Raw genomic sequence first — 5,368 nt, 5'->3', positions numbered from 1 at the left:
AGTGTACGACGGGTTTCTGCCCGGGCGCGTTCATGACGCTGACGAGGGAGCGATGTCTGGGGAAAACAGCGGGTTGGCTTCTGAAAATATGCGGGCCGGCGGCGGATTTGCAGCGCAGCAATCAGCGGGCGCGGGGGTTCATCACGACGGGCACGACGAATTCACAACGGCCACGGCGGGGCCGGCGGGCCGCGGCTCCCGTCAGGGAGACGCAAGACTTGATGGCGGGCCAAGGGCCCGCGGAGGGCCGGTGCGGCCTCGCCCCCGTCGTGTCCGTCGTGCCTTCGCTGTGGTCGTTGTGATGAACCAGCCGGTGGCGGCGACGGGCACGGTATTTTAATACCTCTCTAGTAATCACCAATAAAAGCAAAGTACTATCGTCATATGGCCGCGCGAACCTGCATTGACTAGGCCCGGCGCTTCCTCTATCAGCGCGCCTTCCGCCCATCCCGGTCACGGGACGGGCCACCGATCGTCTCCCCGGGAACCCTCGTCATGCTGAAGAGCACCACGGCTTCGCTGAAGCCGGCCGAGGTCGAGAAGAAGTGGATCCACATCGACGCCGAAGGCGTCGTGGTGGGCCGTCTCGCGACCTTCATCGCCAACCGTCTGCGCGGCAAGCACCGCGGCGACTACACCCCGCACGTCGACTGCGGCGACCATGTCGTCGTCACCAATGTCGACAAGGTGGTGTTCACCGGCAAGAAGCTGACCGACAAGATCTATTATCGCCACACCGGCCACCCGGGCGGCGTCAAGTCGACCAGCCCCGAGAAGGTGCTGAACGGCCGCTTCCCGGAACGCGTGCTCGAGAAGGCCGTCGAGCGCATGCTGCCCAAGGAGAGCCCTCTGGCCCGCCAGCAGATGACCCATCTGCGCCTGTTCGCCGGCCCGGCCCATACCCATGAAGCCCAACAGCCGGAAACGATCGACTTCAAGTCGGCCAACTCCAAGAACAGCCGGAGCGCCTGAGCATGACCGACGTGACTGCTGAAAACACCGCCGCCGAAACCGCCCCGACCGAGACCCTGACCGGCTTCGACGCCCTGAAGGCCTTGGGAACCCCCGGCGTCGGCGAGGAGCACCCGGTCTATGTCCAGAAGCTGGACGCCCAGGGCCGGGCCTATTCGACCGGCAAGCGCAAGAACGCCATCGCCCGCGTGTGGATCAAGCCGGGCACCGGCAGGATCACCATCAACGGCAAGGATCAGATGCAGTATTTCGCCCGCGAAATCCTGCGCATGATGATCGCCCAGCCGCTGGAAGTGACCGACCGCGTCACCCAGTTCGACGTCGACTGCACCGTCCAGGGCTCGGGCCTGTCGGGCCAGGCCGGCGCCATCCGCCACGGCCTGTCGCACGCCCTGACCCACTATGAGCCGGCCCTGCGCCCGGTCCTGAAGCCGCACGGCTTCCTGACCCGCGACAGCCGCGTCGTCGAGCGCAAGAAATACGGGCGCGCCAAGGCGCGCAAGTCGTTCCAGTTCTCGAAGCGCTAGGCCGTTTCACGATACGGTTTGGATGGGGGCGCTTCGGGAAACCGGGGCGCCCTTTTTCTTTGGCTGGAGACGCCAGTGACGCCTTTTCCTCCGAGCGAGAAACTCGCCTTCCTGCTCGAAGGTGACAGTTCCATCAGCCAGATCGTCATCAACGCAACAAGCGTATCGTTCCTGTTCGCCAACGACTGTCGCATCGATGCGGGCGTCACTCTGGAGTACGTTTCGGAGGACGGCGTCAGGACGATTCATGATCGGGAGTGGTTTGATGAGGGGCCGGTCAACTTCCATCGATTGCTGGAAACGCCGCTCCGCAAGATCGAGACAAACCATCTGACCATGACCTTGACGTTCGAAGGTGGCCGTCAACTGATCGTTCATTCCGACCTCCAGCCGTATGAGGCGGGAGCGGTTCTTGGGCCGAAAGATTCCCGGCTCGGCTTCTATTTTTGAGCTGACATGACCCACACCATCTTCATCGACGGCGAGGCCGGGACCACGGGGCTGGAGATCCGCGAGCGCCTGGAGGCGCGCGGCGATCTGGAGCTGATCCTGCTGGGCGACCGGCGGCGCGACGTGGACGCGCGGCGCGAAGCGCTGAACGGCGCCGATGCGGTGATCCTGTGCCTGCCGGACGAGGCGGCGAAGGAAGCCGTGGCGATGATCGGGAACCCCGCCGTGCGGGTGATCGACGCCTCGACGGCGTTCCGGGTCGATCCGGCCTGGACCTATGGCTTCGCCGAGATGGCCCGGACATCTGGAGAGATGGGGCAGCGGGAGAAGATCGCGGCGGCGACGCGGGCGTCGAACCCGGGCTGTTATCCGACCGGCTTCATCGGCCTGGTGCGGCCGCTCGTGTCGGCGGGGATCATTCCGGCGGGCTGGCCGGTCACGGTCAATGCGGTGTCGGGCTATTCGGGCGGCGGCAAGGCGATGATCGCGGAGTTCGCCCCCCGGTCAAGCCGGGGGGTGACGACGACGGAGGCTCCTCCCGCCTACCGCGCCTATGGCCTGTCGCTGAGGCACAAACATGTGCCGGAGATGACGCGGCACACCGGGCTGGAGCGGCCGGTGCTGTTCGCCCCGGCGGTGGGGGCCTGGCGGCAGGGGATGCTGGTCGAGGTTCCGCTGCACCTGGGGGCGTTGCCCGGGTCGCCGTCGGTCGAGGTGGTGCACGGGGCCCTGGCCGAGGCCTATGCGGGGGAGCGCTTCGTCGAGGTGGCCGAGCTGGAGACGACCGAGGCCATGACCGGTATCGATCCGGAGGGGCTGAACGGCACCAACAAAATGCGTCTGCATGTGTTCGGCGACCGGGCCGGGGAGCAGGCGCGGCTGGTCGCCCTGCTCGACAATCTCGGCAAGGGGGCGTCGGGGGCGGCGGTGCAGAACCTCAACCTGATGCTGGGGCTGGACGAGGCGACGGGGCTCGTCTGATCGGCCGCACTTGAAACCGCCGGCGCAGTTCCGACGTATCAGCGGTCATGACCCAGGCCCTGTCCCGCCGCCATCTGTTGCTGACCGCCGGCGCGGTCGGCCTGAACGCCTGCACACCGGGGCCGGCGGACGCCTCGGAGCGGCGGTTCGCCAGTTCGCCGTTCCGGCGGATCACCGAGGCCCGGTGGCGGGCGCGGCTGCCGCGGGCCAGCTATGAGGTGTTGCGGCACGAGGCGACGGAGCGGCCGGGCAGCAGCCCGCTGAACGGCGAGCACCGGCGCGGGACCTATGTCTGCCGGGGCTGCGGGCTGCCGCTGTTCCAGTCGCGGTGGAAATACGACAGCGGCACCGGCTGGCCGAGCTTCCATGACGTCATCTCCGCCAACATCGGGACCAAGACGGACTTCGCCATAGGTATTCCGCGTACGGAGTATCACTGCGCCCGTTGTCTCGGGCATCAGGGCCACATCTTCGACGACGGGCCGCGACCGACCGGAAAGCGCTACTGCAACAACGGCGTGGCGCTGCAATTCAACCCTGTTTGAGAGCGGCCCGGGCCGACTGCAGGGTCAGGCCGGTCCAGACTCCGGCCATGATCAGCATCAGGCCGTAGTCGCCGGCCGGGGCGATCAGCGGCAGGGCGGCCGACAGGATGACGGCCAGGGGGAAGACCATGGCCAGGATCAGGGTGACGGGGGCGGCGCGGTCGATCAGCGGCCGGGGCCTGCGCCCGCGGCTGTGCATCCACAGGCCGTTGAGCAGCATGAAGCCGAGGGCGCTGAACAGCGAGCAGGCGAGATAGACCGGGGCCCGCCCGGCCGAGGCGGTGGAGATGGCGCTGAAGGTGACGAGGAACAGCGCGAGCACGCTGGTCACGGCCAGCAGGATGTTGACGTTGCGGTTCAAGACTTGACCTTCACATAGGCGCCGGGGGCCGGCCCGACGGGCTGCAACGGTCCCGTGGACGGATTCCGCGCCGGAACCCAGCCGCCGGAGCGGGCGTGCAGCCATTCCGCCCAGTGCGGCCACCAGCTGCCGGGCCTCTCCTCGGCCCCGGCCCGCCATTCGGCCAGGGTCTCCGGCAGGTCCGGATTGATCCAGTGCTGGTATTTGCCGGCCGAGGGCGGATTGATCACGCCGGCGATATGGCCCGAGCCGGCCAGGGTCAGGGTGACGTCGGCGCCCGTGAAGGCCCGGGCCGAGCGGTAGACCGAGGCCATCGGCGCGATATGGTCCTCGCGGCTGGCCTGGAAATAGAGCGGGATGGTCACCTTCGACAGGTCGGCCCGGATCCCGCCGATCTCGAATTCCCCCTGGCTGAGGGCGTTGCGGCCGTACATGGAGCGCAGATAGTCCATGTGCAGCTTCTTCGGCATCCGGGTCTGGTCGGCGTTCCAGAACAAGAGGTCGAAGGCGGGCGGGTCCTTGCCCATCAGATAGTTGGAGACGAAGAAGGACCAGATCAGGTCGTTGGCGCGCAGGGCGTTGAAGGTCTCGGCCATGGCCGCGCCGGGCAGGACGCCGCCGGCCGCGTCCATCTGCTGCTCGATCTCGTTCAGCCAGTGGTCGTCGGTGAACAGCAGCAGGTCGCCGGCCTCGGCGAAGTCGTGCTGGGCGGCGAAGAAGGTGGCGGCGGCGACCCGCGCGTCGCCCCTCGCGGCCATATGGGCCAGGGCCGCGCCCAGCAAGGTGCCGCCGATACAGTAGCCGACGGCGTTGACGCGCTCGGCCCCGGCCTGTTCGAGCGTCCTTTCGACGGCCCGGTAGACGCCCTTCTCCAGATAGTCGTCGAAGCCGTAGCCGGCCTTGTCGACGTCGGGGTTGACCCAGGAGCAGACGAAGACGGTGAAGCCCTGGGCCGACAGCCAGCGGATCATCGAATTCTCCGGCTGCAGGTCGAGGATGTAGAATTTGTTGATCCACGGCGGGAAGATCAGCAGCGGGATGTCGCGCTGCCGGTCGGTGGCGGGGTCGTACTGGATCAGTTCGAACAGCTCGTCGCGCCAGACCACCTGGCCGGGGGCGGTGGCGACGTTCCTGCCGACCTCGAAGCGGCCGTAGTCGGCCTGGCTGATCTTCAGCCTGCCGGCGCCGCGCTCCAGATCGGCGGCGAAATTCTGCATCCCCTTCACCAGCGATTCGCCGTTGGTCTCGGCCAGGGCCCTCAGTGCGGCCGGGTTGGAGGCGAGGAAGTTGGAGGGGGAGAAGGCGTCGGTCAGCAGTCTGGTGAAGAATTCGGCGCGGCGTTTGGTGCGCGGATCGATGTCCTCGACGCTGGAGACCAGGCCGTTCATCCAGTCGGCGGCGACCAGGTAGGACTGGCGCATGACGTCGAACATCGGGTTCTCGGACCAGGCCGGGTCCTTGAAACGCTTGTCCTTCGAGGGCGCGGCGGGGACCTCCTCGCCGGCGGCGCGGCGGGTCGTGGAGGCCCACAG

The 5,368-nt window shown here is 67.4% G+C and carries 7 protein-coding genes; 5 read left to right on the top strand and 2 right to left on the bottom strand.

Going from position 1 to position 5,368, the window contains the following annotated elements; translation table 11 throughout:
- Positions 1–495: 495 nt before the first annotated feature.
- The 5 genes from rplM (at position 496) to msrB (ending at position 3,475) form a co-directional block, all read left to right on the top strand.
- The gene (gene rplM / locus Q0588_RS08725; protein ID WP_298745565.1) at positions 496–972 is read left to right on the top strand and encodes a 50S ribosomal protein L13; all 477 of its coding nucleotides are present in this window, start codon (positions 496–498) and stop codon (positions 970–972) included.
- A 2-nt stretch (positions 973–974) separates the two neighbouring features.
- Complete coding sequence (gene rpsI / locus Q0588_RS08720) at positions 975–1,499, top strand: 30S ribosomal protein S9 (protein WP_298745564.1); 525 nt, start codon at positions 975–977, stop codon at positions 1,497–1,499.
- A 75-nt stretch (positions 1,500–1,574) separates the two neighbouring features.
- Complete coding sequence (locus Q0588_RS08715; RefSeq protein ID WP_298745563.1) at positions 1,575–1,949, top strand: hypothetical protein; 375 nt, start codon at positions 1,575–1,577, stop codon at positions 1,947–1,949.
- Between the two features lie 6 nt (positions 1,950–1,955).
- A complete protein-coding gene (gene argC / locus Q0588_RS08710; protein ID WP_298745562.1) occupies positions 1,956–2,930 on the top strand; it encodes an N-acetyl-gamma-glutamyl-phosphate reductase in 975 nt (324 codons plus the stop codon).
- Between the two features lie 47 nt (positions 2,931–2,977).
- On the top strand, positions 2,978–3,475 hold the full coding sequence (gene msrB / locus Q0588_RS08705) for a peptide-methionine (R)-S-oxide reductase MsrB (protein ID WP_298745561.1): 498 nt from the start codon (positions 2,978–2,980) through the stop codon (positions 3,473–3,475).
- Here msrB and Q0588_RS08700 read toward each other — a convergent pair.
- Both Q0588_RS08700 and phaC read right to left on the bottom strand, forming a co-directional pair.
- Positions 3,462–3,836 (bottom strand): hypothetical protein, encoded by a 375-nt coding sequence (locus Q0588_RS08700; RefSeq protein ID WP_298745560.1) that lies wholly within the window; start codon positions 3,834–3,836, stop codon positions 3,462–3,464. The genes msrB and Q0588_RS08700 overlap by 14 nt on opposite strands.
- Positions 3,833–5,368, bottom strand: a 1,536-nt coding sequence (gene phaC, locus Q0588_RS08695) for a class I poly(R)-hydroxyalkanoic acid synthase (protein WP_298745559.1), incomplete at its 5' end; no start/stop codon positions are given. The genes phaC and Q0588_RS08700, both read right to left, overlap by 4 nt.

The organism is uncultured Brevundimonas sp. (assembly GCF_937870815.1).
Lineage (GTDB): Bacteria > Pseudomonadota > Alphaproteobacteria > Caulobacterales > Caulobacteraceae > Brevundimonas.
Note: the sequence above shows the minus strand (reverse complement) of the source record. Positions and strands in the feature narration are given on the sequence as shown.

What these genes read in the sequence shown, in the direction of transcription:
- rplM (WP_298745565.1), top strand. Translation starts at nt 496, where the DNA reads ATGCTGAAGAGCACCACGGCTTCGCTGAAGCCGGCCGAGGTCGAGAAG.
- rpsI (WP_298745564.1), top strand. Translation starts at nt 975, where the DNA reads ATGACCGACGTGACTGCTGAAAACACCGCCGCCGAAACCGCCCCGACC.
- argC (WP_298745562.1), top strand. Translation starts at nt 1,956, where the DNA reads ATGACCCACACCATCTTCATCGACGGCGAGGCCGGGACCACGGGGCTG.
- msrB (WP_298745561.1), top strand. Translation starts at nt 2,978, where the DNA reads ATGACCCAGGCCCTGTCCCGCCGCCATCTGTTGCTGACCGCCGGCGCG.